This is a genomic window from Hymenobacter pini, assembly GCF_020421205.1.
Taxonomy (GTDB): Bacteria; Bacteroidota; Bacteroidia; order Cytophagales; family Hymenobacteraceae; genus Hymenobacter; species Hymenobacter pini.
In genome coordinates, this window is the sequence record NZ_JAIZZH010000008.1 from 18,345 (window position 1) to 38,403 (window position 20,059).

At 58.4% G+C, this 20,059-nt stretch carries 18 protein-coding genes; 8 read left to right on the forward strand and 10 right to left on the reverse strand.

The genetic code is table 11. The features are described 5' to 3' along the window. Window positions 1-1,103: 1,103 nt before the first annotated feature. The 6 genes from LF252_RS21965 (at window position 1,104) to LF252_RS21990 (ending at window position 4,345) form a co-directional block, all read left to right on the forward strand. A complete protein-coding gene (locus tag LF252_RS21965) occupies window positions 1,104-1,460 on the forward strand; it encodes a hypothetical protein (RefSeq protein ID WP_226271748.1) in 357 nt (118 codons plus the stop codon). An 11-nt stretch (window positions 1,461-1,471) separates the two neighbouring features. Continuing rightward, on the forward strand, window positions 1,472-1,762 hold the full coding sequence (locus LF252_RS21970; protein WP_226271749.1) for a hypothetical protein: 291 nt from the start codon (window positions 1,472-1,474) through the stop codon (window positions 1,760-1,762). A gap of 104 nt (window positions 1,763-1,866) precedes the next feature. Next, window positions 1,867-2,199 carry a hypothetical protein gene (locus LF252_RS21975; RefSeq protein WP_226271750.1) on the forward strand — a complete coding sequence of 111 codons (333 nt, stop codon included), beginning with the start codon at window positions 1,867-1,869 and terminating at the stop codon, window positions 2,197-2,199. 245 nt (window positions 2,200-2,444) lie between these two features. Further along, window positions 2,445-2,801, forward strand: coding sequence for a hypothetical protein (locus LF252_RS21980; RefSeq protein ID WP_226271751.1), 357 nt, complete (start codon window positions 2,445-2,447; stop codon window positions 2,799-2,801). 123 nt (window positions 2,802-2,924) lie between these two features. After that, window positions 2,925-3,200, forward strand: coding sequence for an antitoxin VbhA family protein (locus tag LF252_RS21985; RefSeq protein WP_226271752.1), 276 nt, complete (start codon window positions 2,925-2,927; stop codon window positions 3,198-3,200). Between the two features lie 68 nt (window positions 3,201-3,268). Beyond that, window positions 3,269-4,345, forward strand: a complete 1,077-nt coding sequence (locus LF252_RS21990; protein WP_226271753.1) for a Fic/DOC family protein — start codon at window positions 3,269-3,271, stop codon at window positions 4,343-4,345. Between the two features lie 70 nt (window positions 4,346-4,415). On the opposite strand, the gene LF252_RS21995 is transcribed toward LF252_RS21990, so the two are convergent. From LF252_RS21995 to LF252_RS22925, 4 genes are read right to left on the reverse strand one after another with little or no spacing between them, the layout of a single operon-like run. Then, window positions 4,416-5,123: a hypothetical protein gene (locus LF252_RS21995; RefSeq protein ID WP_226271754.1), complete on the reverse strand. Its 708-nt coding sequence runs from the start codon at window positions 5,121-5,123 to the stop codon at window positions 4,416-4,418. 26 nt (window positions 5,124-5,149) lie between these two features. Next, entirely contained in the window at window positions 5,150-7,813 is a 2,664-nt protein-coding gene (locus LF252_RS22000; protein ID WP_226271755.1) for a DEAD/DEAH box helicase, read from the reverse strand. Between the two features lie 12 nt (window positions 7,814-7,825). Further along, window positions 7,826-8,884 carry a site-specific DNA-methyltransferase gene (locus LF252_RS22005; RefSeq protein WP_262905064.1) on the reverse strand — a complete coding sequence of 353 codons (1,059 nt, stop codon included), beginning with the start codon at window positions 8,882-8,884 and terminating at the stop codon, window positions 7,826-7,828. Between the two features lie 52 nt (window positions 8,885-8,936). Continuing rightward, a complete protein-coding gene (locus tag LF252_RS22925; RefSeq protein WP_262905065.1) occupies window positions 8,937-9,416 on the reverse strand; it encodes a DNA methyltransferase in 480 nt (159 codons plus the stop codon). A 261-nt stretch (window positions 9,417-9,677) separates the two neighbouring features. Between LF252_RS22925 and LF252_RS22010 the strand changes: the two genes are divergently transcribed. Both LF252_RS22010 and LF252_RS22015 read left to right on the forward strand, forming a co-directional pair. Continuing rightward, the gene (locus LF252_RS22010; RefSeq protein WP_226271756.1) at window positions 9,678-10,829 is read left to right on the forward strand and encodes a hypothetical protein; all 1,152 of its coding nucleotides are present in this window, start codon (window positions 9,678-9,680) and stop codon (window positions 10,827-10,829) included. A 59-nt stretch (window positions 10,830-10,888) separates the two neighbouring features. Then, window positions 10,889-12,316 (forward strand): hypothetical protein, encoded by a 1,428-nt coding sequence (locus tag LF252_RS22015; RefSeq protein WP_226271757.1) that lies wholly within the window; start codon window positions 10,889-10,891, stop codon window positions 12,314-12,316. Window position 12,317: 1 nt separating this feature from the next. On the opposite strand, the gene LF252_RS22020 is transcribed toward LF252_RS22015, so the two are convergent. The 6 genes from LF252_RS22020 to LF252_RS22045 form a co-directional block, all read right to left on the reverse strand. After that, entirely contained in the window at window positions 12,318-12,719 is a 402-nt protein-coding gene (locus tag LF252_RS22020; protein WP_226271758.1) for a hypothetical protein, read from the reverse strand. After that, window positions 12,719-13,114, reverse strand: coding sequence for a hypothetical protein (locus LF252_RS22025; RefSeq protein WP_226271759.1), 396 nt, complete (start codon window positions 13,112-13,114; stop codon window positions 12,719-12,721). Before LF252_RS22025 ends, LF252_RS22020 begins: the two co-directional genes overlap by 1 nt. Window positions 13,115-13,194: 80 nt before the next feature. Then, window positions 13,195-14,019 (reverse strand): hypothetical protein, encoded by an 825-nt coding sequence (locus LF252_RS22030; protein ID WP_226271760.1) that lies wholly within the window; start codon window positions 14,017-14,019, stop codon window positions 13,195-13,197. A 30-nt stretch (window positions 14,020-14,049) separates the two neighbouring features. After that, complete coding sequence (locus tag LF252_RS22035; protein WP_226271761.1) at window positions 14,050-17,496, reverse strand: AAA domain-containing protein; 3,447 nt, start codon at window positions 17,494-17,496, stop codon at window positions 14,050-14,052. Between the two features lie 12 nt (window positions 17,497-17,508). Next, window positions 17,509-19,431: a coiled-coil domain-containing protein gene (locus tag LF252_RS22040; protein ID WP_226271762.1), complete on the reverse strand. Its 1,923-nt coding sequence runs from the start codon at window positions 19,429-19,431 to the stop codon at window positions 17,509-17,511. Beyond that, a complete protein-coding gene (locus tag LF252_RS22045; RefSeq protein WP_226271763.1) occupies window positions 19,428-20,054 on the reverse strand; it encodes a hypothetical protein in 627 nt (208 codons plus the stop codon). Before LF252_RS22045 ends, LF252_RS22040 begins: the two co-directional genes overlap by 4 nt. Between the last annotated feature and the right edge of the window lie 5 nt (window positions 20,055-20,059).

Genomic DNA, 20,059 nt, shown 5'->3' on the forward strand with positions numbered 1-20,059 from the left:
TCCTTGCGGCTTACCATTCCTATCCTTTCGCTTACCATTCCTATCCTTGTGGTGGTATAAAAATCGGTAAGTCAATGACTTATGGCGCCTGCAAATAGAGTAAATACTTGACAAATAAAAAAAACTCACAAATTTGTTGATGACGTCCGAGGAAAAGGCTTTTAAGAGGTACAAAACGCTGAAACGGGGCAAAAAAGCAACAAAAAAGGAAGTCCAAATTGGCATATAATGCGTTGCACTATTTTAAGAAATTTTATACTTTTATTTACTTTATAGGTCTTCCCAGGATAACGCTCCAATTTACAAGACTACAACTCTGTTTTCTTTTAAACTGCACTTATTCCTAAAACCCTGCTGCACTGAGTGGGGCATTGCCAAGTTCGCAAGCTATTGCTCTCGCTACTGATAAATCACCAAAGGCCGCTCCGGACCCGAAAGGATAGAAATGATAAGCGGGCATGACCGATGCGGCCGAAAGGATAGAAATGGTAAGTCAGCGGGTGCTGACCGATAGCTAAAGGATAGAAATGGTAAGCATTTCCAGCGCCTGAAGGCTGATTTCATCTTTTAGGGCTGCAACCTACGACGCCTGCTCCTTCAGAGTTGACTTACAAAACCTATCCTTTCCCCTGTTGGCCATATCAGCTTGGTCTGAGTTCCTGATCCGTAGCTCGTAAGCAGGACAACGCCAAGCGATTATCCTTTACATCTTGCCCAGCGGGTAACAGCTAAAAAGATTTTGCCCCTGCTCAGCAGCCTGCGGAGAGAGCTACTCAGTGACTTACCATTTCTATCCTTTTCACTAACCGACAACTAATCAGCCGCTACTTCCATTAGTGCCAGCCGTGCCCGTAAAGCCAGTTCACCCGGTGCTAAGCGACTGCCTGCGGTGGCCACTGTAGTAAGCCTGGCTGAGCCATACTCAAGGATGAAGCCACTGGAAAAACCACTTTTGATAAGCGAATGACGAAGGGGAAAAATCGGGAGTCAACCACTTTTAAGATGCTGAAAAAGCGCTTGTAAATAGGCTAAAAAAGCAACTTTATTGGTTGTGCTACTGTTTATTAATCATACGCCACCCCGTTCATAAATACCTGTCAGCCATGGATAAATCCGCTCCCAATAGCTCCGTAATCGTGGAGGAAGCCTACATCATCCTGTTGCAGCTAGGAGGGCGACGGTTCCTGGGCATATCCGGGGCCGACCAACTGCTGGCTGCCGGCCGCACGCCCACCAATCCCAACCCCTGGCTGCGCATGAACCTGCGCCGCAACGAGGCCGGCGTGAATCGGCTAAAGATTACCCTTATGCCCACTGACACTTACACGGTCGAGTTCTACCACCAGCAGCTCGTCGACTGCGAGGCCGTTATCACCCGCAAGCAAACCTTCGACCTCGTGTACGGCGAAGACCTGCCGGGCCTGTTCACGTCGGTGACCGGCTATGCTACCCACCTGTAACGGCCGACATTATGAGAGCCTCTGAAGCCCCTACCATCTGCCACCCGGACTGGAACCGGTTTCGCAGCCGGGTAATTGCCGCCGTGACCGACGTGGAAGCGCAGATGCAACAGCTGGGCAAGAGCCTGAACTGCGAGGGCTTGGCCTGCGAAGTCGCCCCGCGACTTGGGCTTGAGATTGACACGCCGGACGATTTTGCCGTGCTCGAAAAGCTGGTGCGGGCCATCCGTCCCATTGTTCTGGAAGCCCTGCGCTACACCCGCGAGGACCAGGGCGGGCAGTTTGCCTTGCTATTGTTGTAGAGGGGCCAGCCGAAGTTGGCGGGTGAAATAATATGCCGCTGCCGAATTGGTCATCAATTGCGTTGGGCCGTAATAATGCCAATTTAGCAACGTTTTTTTACGGCATGAAAACTCCGAAGTCATCCCCGCCCAGCGTGCACGTGCAGCCGTTGGAGCGCGAGCCGCTGCCCGTCGCCCCCGTTGCCTGTAGCTCACTGGCCGAGCTGATTCACTCGCTGGGTACCCGCAAAGAGGTAGCCGAAGCCTGGAAAGTGGTGCCGCGCACCCTGGCCCTGCGGATGCAAAAGCCCGAAACCGCCACTCTGGAGGAGTTGCAGCGTCTGGCCGTGCTCGCCCGCCTCGACCTGCCCACGGTATTCGAGCTGGCCTACTACCAGATGCAGCACCCCGTGGCCGTGCCGGCGCCCCAGCTGGGGCGCCCTAAGCAGCAGCACTAGGGCGCGGCCTGGCCTATGACGGCATGTGCGGCGGGTGCGCGCGGAACCGTTCGCGTAGTCGTGGTGCATTTCGCGGCTAACTTTTTACCATTCGTCCTTTTTTCGCCCCGGGCCTGCCCGCAGCTGGTAGCTTCGCAGTGTCCACCTGGTTGCCAAAGCATCAGAAATTGTCGACCGTCGGTTGGGTTTGGGTGCTGGGCGAACCGCCGTGGCGCCTACCTTGACCCGCTTAATCCTGAACCCGCATGGAAGCAGAATGCCCGGTAGTAGCCCCGCTGCCCTTTCCCGACTTACAGCTGACCGTGTCCTACGCCGAGGCACTTAGCTACGCGCAGGGGCGGCTGAAAATGCTGGGCAACGGGGGCTTGAAACCCTTTTGCGCGGCGCATCAACTCACGTACCCCAACATCATCAATCTAAAAAACGGCAAGCTTAAACGCGAGGAGCCGCGCCTGCTCCAGCGGCTGCTGGGTTGCTTGGCAGTGCCCACCGAACTGCTGCACTATCCGCTGGCCAGCAAGACGCCGTGCTTTCTGCTGCCGGATGCTGGGGCCCTGGCCACGTTCCGCGACCAGCTCCATTTTATGACCGCTCAGCAGTAGAGCTAGCGGCTGGTTTCTTTCCCTTTTGTGGTTAATCACTCAATTCAAAAAGTGCTTCCTGCCAATCCCAGGAGCCTTTTTGTGGGTAATTACGTTGTCTTACTGAACCATTAGCCTGAACCGATGAATCATCCCATCACCTTTTCCGAGCGGGAGGCTACCCCCGCCCAGCGGCAGGAACTCATCGACAAAGCCCGCGCTTGGAGCGTTGCGCAGGGAGCCGTACCCGGCCCGACCGCCGAGGCGGTGTACGCGCGGTACGTGGCCGGCGAGCTGACGCTGCAGGGCGTCACCGACGAGTTGAAAAGCTTCTACGCCAGCCAGGCGGAAGTACCGAAAGATGCACCCGCCGCCCAGTCGCCTGCGGCCATGCGCCCGGAGCAGCCGCTGCTGGACTAACGCTCCCGCCCTTTACAGCCCGTTTGGCCATCGGCCGGACGGGTTTTTTATCACGCAACCTTCTTGCCGTGGCTATTCAGGATGGATTTTACGACCCCACCCACCAGGTCATCTACAACCGGTTGGGAATAACCAATCAGGACCAGTTGCGCGAAGCGGAAGGGGCCTTGTCTATTCCGGCGCTGCTGCGCATCGTGGTAGGCGCCGTTGACCTGCCGGGCCAGTTCGACGCCGCGCACCTTAAGCGCATCCACCGGGAGCTATTCCAGGACGTGTACCAGTGGGCGGGCCAGACCCGGGCCCAGGGTCCAGACGGCCCGTTCCAGGGCCAGAAGCCGGCCTACGTGCTCAACCCCCGGGGGGACACGATGCGCTATGCCCCATACCAGCAGCTCGACCAGCGCCTGGATGCCATCGGCGCCCAGCTGCAGCTGGAAAACAACCTGCGAGGCCTGGCCCCGGAGCAATTTGCCCGGCGGGCGGCCTACTATTTCGACCAGTACAACTATGCGCACGCTTTTCGGGAAGGCAACGGGCGCACTATCCAGAGCGTGATGACCTTGCTGGGCCGGCAGGCAGGCTATCAGGTCGAATTGAGTCCGGCTGCTGCTGCCCAACTCAATAATGCCCGCGACCTGGCCATCATCCGACCCTATGGCCCAGCCCAGCCGGATAAAAATCTGGAGCCGTTGGGGCTACTGCTGCGTGCGGCCATCACGCCCCTCACTGGCGCCGAGGCTGCCCAGCTGCGCGATGTTAGCCAGGCCCGAGCCTTAGCTGGCCCTACGCCCGACATGCAGCGCATGGAAGCACAGCGGGTGATGCAGAACAGCGCCTATGTCATCGGCGAGGCCTTGCGGGATATTGACCGGGGCGATACAACCAGGGGGAACCAGTTGTTGCAGCATATGACGCTGGTGTTGCATGAGCCGACTACGGCCAGTCAGCACAGTCACGGTATTCAGCAAGCTGCGCTGGAGGTGTCCAGTCACCCGGTACTGCAGCATGAAGCACCGCTAATGCAACAGGCCATAGCCCTGGCGCAAAGCGTGCAGCAGTTGGTGCAGCTCGAACAGCTCACGCAAGCAAAATCCCACAAACAGACTATTCAGGTAATAGCTAAACGTCGGGCGCCGAAGCTGTAGAGGGGCGCTAACTATTTGACAAGCATACTCCGTTCGTGGCGGAACAGTTTGCTGAGTACAGGGCTGTGCGCTACTCCCAGTCCCAGCGTTTACGGTTGATAACGGGCAAATCTTCTTTGAAAGCGCAGCGCTTGCAGTAAGTGGCCGTATGCTTCAGGGAGCGGTAGGCAATGCTCTGACGCAGACTTCTGAGCGTTGCTTCGTGCTGAATTGCATCGTCGTGCAGGCGCAGCTCGGCCAGCATGGCCACGCTGGTCAGATATTCCCGGGCCGTAGCCAAGGCTTCTGTCCGGTCGGTGGTTTTCTGCTTTGGATAGTAGCGCACCTGAACCGGCGTTTCAAACCATGGAGTTGGGTGGCGGTACTTTTCGCACTTCTGGCAGATGTAGGGCGGATACATTGTCTTCCGCTCCCGGATGGTGAGCGAACCGCAAGTAGGGCATGCTTGGCGCTTGTCGCCGGGCCCGAGGTGGGCGGCTACCTGCTCGTCGGTTACCCGTTGCGCCACTGCTGGCCACAGTCGGTTCCGGAATTCGGCCTTGACTTGCTGGCACAGTTCCTTGTACGTGTCGCAATGGGTCAGGTGCTGCAGCACGAACGGCCCGTCGGTGGAAGCACACACGGCGCAGGTATCCCCGATGAGGGCCTCGCGCTGCTGCTTCCACTCGGCCGTGGTCCAAGCGGTGGGCAGGGCGGTTACCTGGGTCAGTGCCTGTTCCCAGGTTATACTACCAGCTTCCAGTTGGGCTAATAGAGAAGTAATTATGTCAACGTGCATAGTGGCTAGTATAGAGGATAGATAAATCAGATGCCCTTCACCAGGTTCAGGAAGTCATCCAGCTTGTAGGCCCCGTCCACCACGCGGCGCTCGTACACCATGAAATAACGGAATTCGTTGCCGGCTTTCTGCACCCAGTACTCGCCCAGCTTGATTTTCTGCTCGGCGTCGAGGTGGTCGCCTTTGGTTTCCACCAGTAGGGTCTTGCCGCTCTTGGTTTGGATGATGAAATCGGGGTAGTGGTTGAGGAAACCGTTAATCCGGAAGCCTTTGCGTTCCAGGTTGCGCGTCCAGAAGGCAATGTTGGGCAGGTTGGCCAATTCGTTAATGACCCGCTCCTCAAAGCCGTTGATCTTGCCTTCCTTTTCGTAGAGCGACTTAGTAATGTCCTTGCCCGTGTCGCCAGGCGTAATCTGGGCCGGCAGCGCATAGGCCGGCTGCATCGAGACTTTGTCCTGGTCGAGGAAGTTGCGGAACTGCTTCAGCGCGTAGGCTTCCGAAAGCTGCCGGATTTTGTCCTTGATCTTCTGGGTGTAGGTGTGCTCGTGGTTAGCGAAATCCGTGAACTGCTCGTCGGTGAAGTCTTCGAGGATGCGGCGCACGTAGCGCTCAATTTCCTTATCGGCAATGGGGTAGAGGTTGCCGATCAGACCCATGATGCGGCTGGTGAAGTTCTTGACGCGACTGTCCTTGCGGGTCGGGTCGAGGATGAACGTCATGATGCGCTCCTTCGCGTCGCCGTCGATGCGGGTGAAGGTGGGCGTGGCTTCCTTCTTGGTGTCGTCGAGGTCTACGCGGTAGAGCTCCGACGACACGCCGTCGAACTTGATGTCGGTGTTTTCCTTGCCGAGCTGAAAGCCTTCGAGCAGGTAATCCTTCTCCAGCAGCACGCTGGTACTGCCGGCGTCGCCGTCGAAGAGCGTGGCGGCGGGTTTCTTCCAGAAGAACTGGGGCAGCCGCAGGGCCGTGGCCTGGTCCCGGAAAATCTCTTTAATTGGATAGGTTTTCACGAGGGATTGGAGGGCGCTAGGAGGGGGCGTGGTGCCGCTGGCCGTGCTGGCGGCCACGGCTTGCTCGAACTCGGCCTGCTGGGCCAGGGCGGCCTGGGCAATGGCCTGCACGGAGCCCGCTGCCGGGGCCGTGGGGGCCACCTGTGGTTGCGTTACCGACACGGCCGCCGCGGCCTCGTCGGTGACGGGCTCCACTGGGGCAATGCGGCCGAAGTCAATGTCGGCCAGGTCATCGGTGGCCGGCGTCGGGGCCGGGGCGTCGAAATTAAGCGGAGCCTGCACGAAGCTGGCCAGCGGGTCGGGCTTGGGCGCGAGGGTCGTGGCGTCGGCCACTTTGTAGTCGCGGGCGCTGAAGCCGGCTTTGTTCAGGCCGGCCACAATCTTGTCCAGTGTTTCCAGAAACTTGCTGGAGGCCGTCAGCACGTAGCTCATGTTGAGCATGGGTGCCTGGTGCGGGGCCACATAGGGCTGGCGCAGCACGCGGCCCAGAATCTGCTCCACGTCCACGGCCGACGACTTATCCGCCAGCGAAGCCAAGATGTAGGCAAAAGGCGCATCCCAGCCTTCTTTCAGGGCGTTTACGGTGATGATGTAGCGCACTGGGCACTTCGGCGACGACAGGTCCTCGTTCTTCAACTCGTTCAGGCCCGCCGTCTTGATGCGGATATGCTCGGCCGGAATCTTGCGGTCAATGAGCTTCTGCTTGAGCAGCTCGAAGGTGGTGTTGTCGTCGGCGGTTTTGGGCTGGGCCTGAAACAGCACGATGGGGCGGATGTAGCGGCCGCCTTCCTTCTGCTCTTTCTTGGCCTGCAGCTCCAGGTTGCGCTGCAGCTGCAGGGCCGAGTTGATGACTTCCGTCCGGTCGTTGTGGTTGTAGACGATGACGGGCAGCTTCACCATGTGCTCCTTTTTCAGGGCCAGGGCATCCACGAAGCTGATGATGTTGCTGTTTTTGCGCGGGGTAGCTGTCAGGTCGAGGATGAACGAGGGGCTCAGGTTTTTGAGCATGTCCACGCTCAGTTCGCTCTCCGCGTTGTGACTTTCGTCGACGACCACCACCGGGTTGAGAGCCTGAATCACCCGCATGAGGGTAATGTCTTCGTCATCGCCCAGTAGGCTGCCGAAGGACTGCAGGTTGCCGTTTTCCTGGTACACCTTGCGGTCCTCCTTGTTGCGAGCGCGCAGTGAGTCGAAGCTGAGCACCACCAGGCTCAGCTGCTCCTGCACGGAGCTGGCCGAAAAGCTGCTGCCCTGCAGCAGAGCGGCTTTGTCGTACACTTCCACGCGGCCGGCGAAGTGGGTGTTGATTTTCTGCCGGTAGGGGTGGCCGGGGTCTTTCAGGTTGCGCAGCGTCTGCTCCAGAATGGTGACGGAGGGCACCAGCCACACCACGGCCTTGGGGCGGTCGGGCGGAAACGCGGCGAAGATGGTGCGCAGTGCGTTGGCAGCCAGAAAGGTTTTGCCGCCGGCGGTGGGCACCTTCACGCAGACGTGCGGCACGCCGGGTACGGTGTTTTTGTAGGGCTCCACGGCCGCGCCGGGAAAGGGCTGCAGGGGCGTGCGCGGGTGCGTGGCCCAGAAGTCGTGGAATGCGTCGGGCAGGTTCTTGGTGGCCTGCACGCAGTCGAGGAAGCGGGTCAGGTCCGTAATGACTTCCTGCTGGTAGGGTTTCAGCTCCATATCGGCCGGGGGTTAGAAGCGCGAAATGTCGCGGGGAATTTTCTTGAAAATAATGCCGTGCCGGGTCATGAACTCGGCCGGGAGCAGGCAGTTATCGGCGTAGATGATGTACTGGCCGGCGCGGGTGCGCATGGTAGCTAGAAATTCGTGCCCCAGCGTGGTTACGGCGTCGGGCTGGTAATGGAAATAGTAGGCCGTATCGTCGTGCAGGCCCAGAAAGGCTGCGTTGTCATCGGCCGAGGGAGCGGGCAGAGGCTGCTTGGTTTCGGCGTAGTAGATGTACTGGCGCAGGCCCACCAAGCCGGCCTGCTCGTTCAGTTCGCCGGCCTCGGTGAAGATGGGCGCGCCCAGGGTGTAGTAGTCAAAGCTGCCGCCGGTGCCGGGCTGGCTGGCGTAGCCCTGCATCACGCGCTTTACCCGCTCCGCAGTGATACGCTCGGCGTAGTCTTCCATTTCCGTGAGGATGAAGCGGCGGTTGCCACCGTCCTGCTGGTTTAGTTTTAGTACTGCGTGGGCCGTGGTACCGCTGCCGGCGAAGCTGTCAAGGACGATGGAATCTTTGTTGGTGGCGAGTTGAATAACTCGCTCCACTAACCTAGTCGGTTTAGGAGTTGAAAAGAAGCTATCTGCTTCGGGCAGAATGGTTAAGACCTCCTTCTTTGCATCTTGAGTGTGCCCAACCTCCTCATATGACCAGAAGGTTTGGGGTACTACCCCCTGTTTTACTTCGCTGAGAAAAATCTTTGGAGCCGGAACATTGCTCCCATCTTTTCCCCACCAGATTCGACCTTCTCGGTCCATCTCCCAGAATTTTTCCTCTGAGACTCGCCAATAAGAGCCTGATGGTGGTCCTTCGATTATTCGACCACTCGGGGTTTTGATGGCGTAGGTACCCTTGCTGTAATAATTGCGGGCAGCCAGGTTATTTGGTCGCCAAGCGCCACGCGGATCATTATCAGGATTCTTATACGCTTTATCCTGCTTTTCTGTCCGTGGCATGAGGTTTACACGCCATTTGACAGGATTCTTGGCGTAGACTAATAAGTACTCATGGTCACCCGAGAAGTGCATAGCACTTGATTTCGGGGCATAATTTTTACGCCAAACGATGGTGGTTATAAAATTACCCCCCCCCCATTATTTCGTCACATATTTGCTTTGTATTATACAATTCATTGTCGTCGATAGAAATGAATATAGCACCATCCTCAGACAGCAACTTGTGCAACAACTTGAGGCGCGGGTACATCATGCACAGCCACTTATCGTGGCGGGAAAGGTCTTCGCCTTCCTTGCCCACAACCTGGCTGAGCCACTTCTTGATTTTAGGGTCGTTGACGTTGTCATTATACACCCACCCCTCGTTGCCTGTGTTATAGGGCGGGTCGATGTAGATGCATTTCACTCGGCCCTCGTACTCGGGCAGCAGGGCTTTCAGGGCTTCGAGGTTGTCGCCGTGGATGATGCGGTTGCCGCTACCGGTGGGCTCGGTGGTTTGGGTACCGTCGGCGAGGGTGCCGTACTGGTGGTCGAGAAGTCGGAACGGAACGTCCTGGTGGTGGTTGATGACTTTGTCTTTACCAATCCAGTGGAGCGTGGGCATGCGGACGTAGCAATAGGTGTAAAGACGAAGATACGGGAAGGGCAGGAGGGCTCCGAATCTGCGGGCAGCAAGTTTGCAGTGGTCTGGCCTGCGACGTTCAGGCTAAACTAGTTAGCACGGCGCCTTGTGCCCTGCCCCCGGTGGCGTATCTTCGTTTCTACCCGGCCGGCGGCTCTTGCTGGTCATCAAATTCCCCTCTACCAGCAGAGCGCAGGCGGGGAGCACTGCTCATCCGAGCCAACTCTGTAACCGTGTCGCTGTATGTCCATCCACGATTCCATTCCTGACTACGGTAAGCTGTTCGGGAGTTACAACAATCTTAGCAATCTGGTGAAAGCAGCCCAGCCGCTGCATGACCTGATAACCGCCAACAGCATGAGCGGAATTTTGGACAATGCCCGGCTGGCTTCGTTGGTTGCGTCGCCTTGGGCTGATGTGCTCGGTTCGGCTAAGTGGCAACAGACGATCAAAGCGGCGGGGCTGCTGAATGTGCCGCTGGTGCCGGGGCTACAGTCGCTGGGGGCACTGGCGCAGCCGTTGGCCGATTTTCAACTGAAGTTTCCGGCTCATACACTGGCCAATTTGAGCAGCATCGGCAGCGTATCACGGATGCTGGCTGATGCGTTCCAGACATCCGATCTACTAAAGCAGGCGGCATCTGTGCAAGGCGTGCAGCAGCAACTCCTGACCGATTGGGCGGTGGCCAGTAAGCTGGCAAATCCCATGGCGGCGTGGACTACTCAGTTTCAAAGTCTGGGCGCTTTAGTAGCGCAGACGCAGGACTTCATCCAACGCCTGCACGAAGAAGTCGATGCGGAAGACGCAGCGAATACCGACGCCGACTTCGATGAAACATTTGAAGACTTTAGGGCCCAGTTTGTTAACTTCCGGGTAGAGTCGGCCGCCGATGTAGCCTTGCTGCGCAGCGAGATGAATGGCTTCTTCGCATCCATTTCCGCTCAGGTAGCCACGGGGGTGCAGCAACTGGAGCAGGCGGGCAACAGCCCGCTGGCCCGGTTCAACCTGAAGCTGGGTATCATCAGCGGACTGCTGGGCATCATCAGCTTTATCACGTTTATCGATTGGTGCTACAGTAAGGTAGAGGCGCAGGTACATCCGCTGGAGCAGCCAGCCACGAAAGCTGATTTGCGGCAACTTAAAGCCGAACTCATCGACTCGGTAAAGCAAATTGCCGCCGGACAGGGCAAGTTGCGAGCCGTCAGGCGGGTGTTGCGCCTGCGTATCAAACCCAACCCGAAAAGCCTCCGGGTAGGTGTGGTTGGGGTAGGCCAACAGGTGATGGTGCTGGATAGCCTGGGCAAATACGCCTACATCTCTTTCCAGGACGCCGACCGACTACCCATGAATGGGTGGGTGCTGAAGAAGTACCTCAAGCGCACGAAGAGCCGGTAGCGAGGCTACAAAGGTTCTATTGGCTTTCGTGTTCAGCGCAATTACAAAGGCAAACGGGTATGGTTACTCTTAACGAACGGCAGCGACACTACCTGCTGGCGGCCTATGCTCTTGACCAGGAAACCGAGCATGACCGCAAGCGGCTGTTTGCGCGCGGGCAGCTGGATGCGGCGCGAGTGCCAGCTTCGGTATGGCGCTGGATGCCCTACGGTCGGTGGCAGCACCTGCCCGGCCGCCCGGCCACGCCCCTGCGCCAGGCGTTGGATGCGGCCTTGGTAAGTGCCGGTACCGGCAGCACATGGAAGGCACTAGCTAGCCGCGGACTGGTGGAAGTAGAAGACAGGGTGATTGAGCTGCCGGGCTCCCCCGACCTATATCCGTTACCGCACGTGCGTATGACCCCAGCGGGCCGCAAGCTGGCGCGGCAGCTCACCGGCGAAGCGCGCCCCATTGTCAAGCCGGCACTGGTGCTGAGCGAAGCCACCTGGCGGGCCCTAGTGACGCTGTGGCAACTGGACCAGCGTCAGAAGCAATGGGTGGGCTTCAATACCGCAACGGCCAGGGCGGTAGGTATCAGCTGGGAAGTATGGGACCGGCTGGAACGCCAGCGGCCCAAAATGGTGCTCGGACGCGTGAACCATGAACGCCTGGTTGACACGAGTTACTACCGGCTCACGGCCGTAGGTCGGATCTACTATCTGGAGCGGTGGACTGCTAACCAGCAGGCCTATCCTCACCTGGCCGCCCCCGACCCTAACCCCACGCCCGAGTTGGCCCAGCAGGTGCGCCAACTGGCTGCCGAAGCCGATACGCAGCTGACCACGCCGCCCGCCGGCGTATACGCCGAGTGGCAAGCCAACCTGCAGGTGCCCTACTACCCGGCCAAGCTGAGCCAACAGCAGCGGCAGCAGGAACTAACCCGTGGTATTCCAACTACTCCAGCTGCGCTGTACGACCGGCCCCATTTACTGGCCAGCTGGCGCTACTATCTGCAAGGTCACTGGCTGCGCCAGCACCTGACGCCGGCCGAGTGGAACTGCTGCCAGCTGTGGATGGATGTGAAGCGAGAAAATGGCCAACTGGCGTGGCGTACGGCCGCATCTGCCGTGCAAGTGCGCTACGAGCCCGCCACGGAGCTGGTACACCTGCTGTTGGGGGAGGCGCCAAAGGCATCCGATATCAGCGCGGGACTGTCGCAGCTGCGAGACCAAGCTGTAGAGCACGGTTGTCGGCGGTTGCTGCTGAATCTGCGCACGTTCAGCCAGCCGCTGTCGGAGTTTACTCAGCGTAGCTTGCTCGCGGCATTCCGGTACGTGGGCGAGCAGCTGTCGGCTACTTCTGCACTTCGCGTAGCCCTGGTGGGCGTGCAGCCAACTCTTACGGAGTGGCCCAATCCAGAGCCGGTAGCGCCCGGCTTCGAGTGGGCAGCCTTCACGGGTGAGCTGGATGCCCGAAAGTGGTTGGCACAGGTCGGGCCGGCTGCCTGATTCATTTTCCCTTTGGTTGTAACGTTGCGTTCTGGGCGGCTGCTTTTTCGGCTTGCCAGGCCTGCCAGTCTTCAGCCGACAGCACCGACTGAATATAGGCTTCATAGCCCACGTCCCGCCGTTCCAGCGCGTGCCGGCGCAGGGCCAGCGTCGACTTACACTTCGCGAAACCATCTCGCTCCATTGCCTGGCGAAAACCAGCGGGCAGGCCCTCCAGCCAATCCTGGTAGTCGGCCTCAGTGACTTCCCCGGCGGCTTGCATTTGGTAGCGGTAGGCTGCATTGCCGAAGCGAAACAACTGGGCCATTTCGTGGCGTTGCTCGTCGGCGAGTTGGGCCAGGGCCTGCAGCTGCGCCTGGTGCTGGGCATCAACCGGATGACGAGGGTGTAGCAACTCTTCCATCAGGATTCGGGTTGTGGGCGGTTGCGCTTCAGCTCGTCCGTAAATGCCTGCAGCGTGCGGTGCAGCACTTCAGGAGCATCGTAGAGCATACCACGGGTAGTCGTGAAGTTCGGACTGTTGCCGTGCTGCACACCGTAGATGTGGTCGTAAGGAATGCTGATGCGGAACCGGTGCTCCGGTGCTGAGCGGTCCAGTAACACGTCACACTGCACGTTCTCGTCACCCAGCTCAATGTCCCACACCGCATCCTGTTGCCAAAACAGCAGGTTGGTCATGTACGTCTGGCCGTCGTAGTCGTAGCGGGTGGTGTAGATGCTGTAATAGTTGTCCGGGTCCCGCAGCCCGTCGATGGCCTGGGCCAGCACCTGACGAAGCTCAGGATAAGCATTGTCCATGGATGGAAGGTAGGATTTATAGTTTGAGAAGGAAACCGGCGCGGGCCAGTGCCATAGAAGTCATCAACTAATAGGGCAGCTTAACTCAGCAGCATTGCGTCGGGCATGAAATGTTGCCGCCACTGCTGCCATAGTTCTGCATCTGCTTCGCTACGGTGCATGTTGTCGGTTGTGGCGTGTTGCATGAGCTGGTCGATGGTGCGTTCGGTCCAGGCCCCAGATTCCAGATTAGATTTGTAGTAAGCGCGCACTTTGGACCTGCTACGCTCCACGATGCACAGCCAGTCATCGGCGCGAAAATACCCCACTCGAATGCTGAAACGGTAGCTGGCCAGTACATCCGACTTATCCAGGAACGGGCGCTCATTGTCCCGGAAGGGATTTTCCAGCACTCCTTCAGTTGGGCCGCCCACGAGTTGCTGCGCATGGTCGTATTCGCGGGCCCATACCTCAATCAGCTCGTCGGCCTGGCGTGCTACATATGGGCTGTAATGCTCTGCTGCCCATTGCTTGATTTCAGGCAGGAGCTTGCGCCACATCTGAAACCGCAGGCAATGGGCGGCGTGAAGCGCCCCCAGCCAGTTCACCAGCTGCGCCCTGATGGCGTCCCAGGAGTGGTTTGCCAACCATTGCTGCAAAGCTGGCGGTATCTCCACAACGAACGGAACCCAGCTCGGGCTTAACTGGAAAGCATCAAAGCTGTGCGGCCATTGGTTTTCTCGAACGATAGTGTGCAGCGCTTGCAGCCGGGCAAATTGGTCTTTGTCGCCAATAAGCAGACTGACGTTGAGCGGGCCTGTGGTACGAATGGCCTCCACCTGAGCGACGCGCTGCCACAGCTCGGCGTTGCTCAGCTTGGCCAACTGAGGCAATTGTCGGTTAATCAGTATCCCAGTAGCATTCATAGCGTATTCGATTAGATGGGGAGCCTTAAGTTATACTACTGCTGCCTGTATTACCCGGCTTTCCATTTCCTGTACCAGCTCACCGATATAATCAGCCCAGCTGGGGCCGCGGAAAAACCAGGAAACCTCATGCCGGGCCAGCGTTTCATTGCGTGAGGCCGATAGCCAGTTGAAGGAGCCTTCGAGCAGCACTTGGTCATCCACACAGATGGTTTTGTTGTGAATCTGAGCGGCAATCCTGACGTCAGCGCCAGCCTGCGCCAGCGCAGCGCGGCCGGCCTGGGTATAGGTATGCAGGCGACCATCGGGGGCGTCGAGGTAGGCATCGGTATACACGGTTACGCGCAAACTGGGGCGCTGCAGCTTCGCGGCCTTGATGAGGTCGGGCAGCTTATCGGCTTGCAGGGCGCGCACCGAGATAAAGGGCGACACAATCACCAAATGACGCTCAGCCGTATTGATGGCCCAAATCAGCGCGTCGCAGTGCTGGCGTAGCGTGCTGAGGCGGTTCACTTTGCCGGCGGCCACGGCGGCCAGCTGCTCGCGCGGCACGGGCAAGTGTCGTCGATTCTCATCACCGTAGAAAAAGCTATTATCCAGCTCGGGGCTGGGCTGTTTAGTGTCGGCGGGCTCTGCCAGCAACAGCTTAGCCAGGTTGCCCGAAGGCGTGTTGAGCGACGGATTAAACAAACACCGGTTGCCTATGACAATAAAGGCTTCTTTGGCCCGCGATACAGCCACATTTAGCAGATTGTAGCCCCGGTCGAAGAAATAGCTTCCCTGATGACGGGCATCGTACACGGGCGAGAACAGTATAATGGGCCGCTCAGCGCCTTGTAGGGCGTGTACAGTGCCAACCGTAATATTTTCATTACCAAGGCCCACGGTTTGCAGCGCCCGTGAGATGGTGCTGCGCTGGGCACTAAATGGAGTAACAACAGCCACAATGTCCTGCAGCCGCGCCGCCGGGGACCCGGTCGCCACCTGACGTTGCGCTGCAGCTAGTAGCTCAGGCTTTTTCAAGGCCAGCCAGCGGGCAATGGCCTCGGCTTCCTCCGGGTTGGAGCGGCTGCCCGCGCCAATGCATTCACCGGCAATGTGCACATAGCCCAAGGGCGGCAACCCCAGGCTGGCAAAAGCAGTGGGGTTGCCCAGACGTTCAAGCTGCCCGCCGTACACAAACTCGTCGCAGTAGCGAATGATTTCGGGCTTGCAGCGGCGGTGCTGGCGCAACAAGAGCCCACGGGCCTGTGGGTAGTGCCGCAACTGAATCGACGTGGCCGCCTGGGCCAGCCGCATCAGGCTGCCCGCTGAAACTCGGTATGCTTCCGGGCAGTTATCCAGTGCAATGCCCATCCGCCGCTGGTTCTGAGCGTCCAATGCCGGGCTGATGCCCCACACCGGCTCAATCTGGTGAATATCACCCACGACCACGGCCCGGCGGGCCAGCGAAAAAACGGCCGCCCCTACTTCAGGCGACACCTGACCCGCTTCGTCCACCAGCAGCAAGTCGAAATACTCTAGGGCGTAGCCGTCTTCACCCGTCCGCTCTTTCACACGCAGGAAGCGAGGCACCGAGTGACAGGTAGAAATAAAGCACGGCGTGAGCATGGCCCAGCGGGCATATTGCAGCGTGCGCCGCTCGTGCGGCGAGCGAGGTGGCTGCGCGGGGAATATCTTGTCGCGCAGGGCCACTACGTAGCGGGATTCCCAGTAGTGCAGGGCCAGCAAGAAGGCTTGGTGCCGCAAGGTCACATCCAGCGCATTGTGCACGCTGCTGGTGTCGGCTGCGGAAAGTTCTGCCAGAAATTTGGATGCGCTAGGCTGCTGGTTGAACTCCTGCCGGAGCCGGGCCGCCAGCTGGTCGAAAGTAGCCAGGCTGGTAAGGGCCGTTTGCAGGCGCCGTAAAGCGGCTTGGGCCGCCGCTAACCGCTGCGCGGCCACCAGCTGCAGCTGTCCAGGGTCATATTCTGTTACCGTGTCGCGGTACGGGCAATGTTCGCGCACCAGCAGTAAGTAGCGGGCCTGCCGGCGTTGACGAACCGCGGTAATGAAACGTGATAGGAATACGGTCAGGCCGGACTCCGAGGCCTGCAGGCGCGCCAACTCCACTTGGTAGGCTTCAAGCTCCGCTATGTGCGTCCGCGTGGCTGCCGCCTCATGGTGCAGCTGCGCGGCTTGCCAGGGCTGGCCACGCTCGTCGCGCAGCTTCGGCAGCAAATCAAGCCAGCTATCAATCCGCGCAACCTGCTGCTTCAGGGCCTGGTGCAACTCGTCGCGCAGGGCGGCAGGAGTAGTAAATGATTTTCCGAAAAAAGTGGACCCATGCCGTAATAGCTCCGCCTGAGCGGTTTGCAGATATTGCCCGTCTGCGGCTTCCTTGGTCTGGAAAAAGCTGCTTCTTCTGCCGTGCAGCTGGTAAGCTGCCGTAGAGGTATCGGCGGGACGATTCGTCAGGTATAACCCCAGCGACGTAACCGCCGGTACCCAGCGCACGACGCTGGCTTCGCGGCCAAAGCTGTCCAGGATGTTCGTAATTGCCTGATTGTTGGTGGAGCTGGCCAGAATGCGCGGTGCGTCTTCTCCCAGCAATGCTTTTTCCACAATCAAATTGGCCACGATGCTTTGTAGCAGCGTTGTTTTGCCAGTACCGGGAGGTCCGTTTACCGGTAGTACTTCTCCTTGCTTCGTAGCTAGCCAGGTTTGTAGCGTCCCTCGCTGCGAGGTGGACAACGGGAACAGGCTGCTCAACTGGCCGTAGTGTCCCTTCAGGTATAATTGCGCGGCGGACTCAGGGTCGAAAGGAGAGCTGATGGACTGCCCCCGCAGCAGGGCTGTGAGCAAGGGGGGCAGTGTGGCCCGCTTTTCCAGATACCCATACAGGTCAATAAGGCTGGCCGCTGTACCCTGGGTCGGAGGTAGGGCCAACGTAATGGCTTGCTGTACCCACCAGTCGCCGATAACCGTTTCATGTTTGGGCCAGCCCGGCGTGCCGGTGGCTTGCGCATAATAAGCCTGGGCGTTGGCCCAGTAGGCCGACCAACTGAGTGTAACGGGCTGGCGCCACTGTAACAGGGCTGCGTCGGTAGCTTCCAGCGTGCTTAGAACCGGAAATTGGTAAGCTGCCGGCTCCAGTACGTCACGCACCAACCACGGAACCAAGCCGTCATCGGCGGCCGGTGGTAGCAATTCACCCGCCGGCGTCAGGCGAGCGGGCACCCAGAACGGGTACACCCGCCGGCTGCGATTTGTGCGGTGATTCTCGCTTGCCAGCGCCAGGTGAAACGGCGCCAGCACGATATCGAGCGGCTCGTCATCCACAAGTGGTGTTGAGCAGTGCTGGGTGTAGAATTTCCGGAGAACTTCCGTCTCTATGGTAGGCTGATAAGCTGCGTGCGGGTCCGTCACTTCCGGCTGCCGCCGGTCGATGTCCAGTAAAGAGTTGCGCCAGTAACGCAGCCAATTCGATAACTCCATGAATAGTGGTAATCAGACTTCGTAGGCCGTAAGCGGGATAACGTGACAATCCGTAAGCCCTTCAAAAGATTGGCCAGCTACAATCACCTGCAACGGAACTGGTGAGGCGTTGCACAGATCGATGAATGGTTGAACCAGGTAGTTTTCTGCTCCTTTGAGCTGTTCGCCGTCCGGCAAGGTAGCCGGAAAATCCATGATGAGCAGGCCCGGGTAATGGTAGTCTTTTTTGCCCGTGAGGCTCAGCAACCCGTAGTGGTAAGCAAAGAGAAAATAGAGCTTAGTGGTACCGCCGATGGAAGACCATTTGGTACGGCCAATATTAAAATCAAACCCCTTCTCGCTGATGTTGAGGTTGATGCGTCCCGTTAGGTTCCAGCGGTTACGGTTGTCCTTGGCAATGGCATTGATGTAATCGGCCATGCCGGCTTCCAGGTCGTCGGCAGCTTGCTCGAAATTGGCCTTTCCACGCCGGGCCACGTCTTTCTCTAAATCGGCAATTTGGCTGGTGAGCGTGGTTATTACCTTATCCAGACGCTCCTTGAACTTCATGCTCTCGGCAATTCGACGGAACGTTTCAATCTGCTCCAGTAAGCGCCCACGTTGCTGATCGAGCACGCTCAGGCGAGCATCTACGAGGCCCGCGAGCTTCTGCTTGATGGGGGCAAGCTCCCGATCCAACCGGTCAATCTGCGTGCGTAGCGCGTGGTAGCGTTGAGTCAGCTCGGCTTTGCCCGCTTGCATCTTGGTCAGTACGCCCGTCAGCTCTTCCTGCTCGCTGCGCAGCTGCTGCAATTCAAAATCCAGGCGGCTGTCTTCTCCGTTGGCCGTGGTATCAGGCAGTGTCTGATGGCACAGAAAGCACGTATCGGGGTCCGGTGCCACGTCCGAAACCGGCTGGTCGCAGGCCGGACAATGCGTCACTTGCAGATCTGCAAAAACTCCTCCCACAGACTTTACCCGGTTCAGGCGCTCCAGCTCGGCCGTTGCCGACTTCAACATGTTTTCGTAGCGGCGCAGGCGTAGCTCGTGCTTTTCCCGGTCTACCTCCAGCTGTTCCAGCTGCGTAACGGCTACGGCCCGTTGCTGGGAAAGCTGCACTTCTACCGAGCGGGTCACCTCTTGGCCGGGCAACAGACCCGCGGCGGCAGCCTGAATAATGCCAGCACGTTGCTGCAGCAACTCGGACACCTTCTTCTCTAAGCCCTTGATGCGCTCGGCGGCGGCGTTGTCAGTTGCAAACACCAGGTTTTGCCCGCCGTCGTAATTTAGGCTACGCACAATCTGGTCCAACGTAGCCAGAAACTGATTGCGCTTTATCTCGGCCGAGGATAACTCTCGTCTTTTCTCCAGAAGTTTCTCATCCACCGACGAGAGCATCTTATCAGCTAGTCCCAGGAATTGCGTTAGCACCGCGTGCTGCTCGTAGGGAAACTGGCTATCGGCCAGGTCGCTCCAGAAACGCTCCTGCCGGAAGATATGCCGCAACATCATCCGAAAGCTAATGTCCAGCACCGAGCCCTCTGTGTACGGGTTGCCCTTTACGAATCGACTGGTAGGAATGTGCAACTTTTCGAGGATGAACGCCGAAAATTCCGCGGTGCTCATTGGCACACCGTCGACCACGGTTTTACGCACCAGATTAGGCTCTTTCCACTTGCGCTCCAGCACATAGGCCTGTTCGTCTATTTCAATAACCGCCCGTAGTTCAGAATACAGGGTTGCTAGCTTACGGCCGACTGCATCCTCTTTGCGCAGGAAGCCGTCGTCGGCGGTGCCTGGGTCACCCAACACGAAATCAAGCATGGCTAGCCATGCCGTTTTGCCGCTATTGGAAGGGCCTACCATTACGTTCACGCCCTCGGTAAAGTGCAGCGTCTCCTCAGCGCCATCAGCATCCACGCGGGATAATTGTCGGATAAGTAGCGTCTTGCTCATGATTGCTGAATCGTAGAATTGAGCTGTTGCGCTCCTACTTCTTGGTCGAATAGATAATACACTAGGTCCTTGAGGCTGCTGCCCGAACGGTTGCCCAATACGCGTTTCACATCGCGCATCCGGGCCGCTAGCCCTGAAAATGAAGGGTCAGCGCTGAGCTGCTTCCCGATAGCGGTACCTTTGGGCGTGAGTGAGAAGGTGTAAGCGTTTCCCGTTTTAGCTACTTTAAGCAAACCGCGGGCCTCCAGATAGGGTAGCACTTGATAGTACCGTTTGTCCCACGGCCCATAGTGGAAGCGGATCATCTTGGATTCAGGCGCCGCCTCATCAGCTGATACCTGAGTGTTGAAATGAGCAGCCGCCCGCTGGAAAAATTCAGGGTAGCGCACGAAGAAATCCAGTTTTGCCAGCTTAGTTAGGCCGTCGATGCGGTACGTGCCTTCAGGTCGGCTTTGAATTCCGCACAGCAACACCAGCAGCAACAGTCGCGACGCATGAAATTCAATCAGGTCGTCAGCCGTCAGGGTACGGCCAGGTGAGAGCGAGTCGATGCTCTTCAATGATTCCATGGCCGCAACGCGCCGGCCCTTGCTCAGCCCTGGTGATGGAAACTGTGGTTCCATAGGGC